General features: G+C 71.4%; 2 protein-coding genes. Both read left to right on the top strand.

The annotated features are described in order from the left end of the window. Positions 1–341: molybdenum cofactor guanylyltransferase (gene mobA / locus ACFYE1_RS17445; RefSeq protein WP_387745824.1), on the top strand; the 341-nt coding region annotated here is incomplete at its 5' end. Positions 342–365: 24 nt separating this feature from the next. Continuing rightward, positions 366–674: a DUF6457 domain-containing protein gene (locus tag ACFYE1_RS17440; protein WP_387745821.1), complete on the top strand. Its 309-nt coding sequence runs from the start codon at positions 366–368 to the stop codon at positions 672–674. The last annotated feature ends 380 nt before the right edge of the window (positions 675–1,054 follow it).

The raw sequence follows: 1,054 nt of genomic DNA, 5'->3' as shown, positions 1-1,054 counted from the left end.
GGCTGGGTGCCCTGGCGGTCCTGGAGCCGGCGGAGTGGACCATGACCCTGGCCTGCGACATGCCCGGGGTGGCCGGTGCCGTGGACCGCCTGCGCGGCGCCGCAGGAGAGGCCCTGGGCGCTCCGGGCTTCATGGCGGTCACCCCTGACGGGCGTCGTCAGCCCCTGGCCGCCCTCTACCGCACCGAGGTCCTGCGCGGCGCCTACTCGGGGCAGGACCCCGCGGATCGCTCGGTACGCTCCTTCGTTCGTGACCTCGCACTGCAGGATGTCATCGTGGCCGACGATGCGACCGCAGACGTCGACACCTGGGACGACGTGCGCAGATTCCATCTTGACTGAGCATCTCAACGAAAGGAGAAGCGCGTGGCGAAGGACATGACCCCCGAGGAGCGGCTCCTGCTCTCCACATGGGTCGACCATGTGAGGACCAGGTTCGGTCTGGGTGATGTGGAGGTGCCTGTCGAGGACCTCTTGGCGTTGGCCGGAGCCGTCTCCACAGGTGTGGCCCGGCCGGCTGTGCCGGTGACGGCCTTCATCACCGGCTACCTCGCCGCGGTCCGCGCGCAAGGCGCTGAAGAACCGGACGCGTCCCGGGCCGTTCAGGACGTCACCGCTGTCGTTCCGGAGCCGACGACAGACCGGCGGACGAACGGATCGACAGGGCGAGTCTGACCGCCGTCCGGAGTCGCCCTCCCGCGTGGTCGGCGTGGACGCACGTGCGAGCCCGGCCACCGGCTTGCCGCGTCGGGCGTGGTGGTTCGTCCGGCACAGGGCTGCGCGTCGGGAGCGTCGGTCCAAGGGTGCACGGCGGGGACGGGAAGCCCGTGAACGGGTTGCCTCCGCGGTCCAGGACCACCGGCTGTCTGGTCCGTCCGCGGCGCCACCTGCAGGTTCCCGGCGCACTCGTCGGCCGCGCCGGGAACCTGCAGCACCGCCGGCGGCGGTCCCCGGTATCGGGTCACCGCTCCGTCACGGGGGTGCCTATTCGAAGTCGGCGAGCCAGAGGTCGGGGCCGAAGACCTCGTACTGGATGTCCCGGGGCGGGATGCCGC

This window comes from Kocuria nitroreducens, from assembly GCF_042879195.1.
Lineage (GTDB): Bacteria > Actinomycetota > Actinomycetes > Actinomycetales > Micrococcaceae > Kocuria > Kocuria nitroreducens.
The sequence above is the reverse complement of the archived record's forward strand: the minus strand, read 5'-3'. Positions and strand labels throughout refer to the sequence as shown.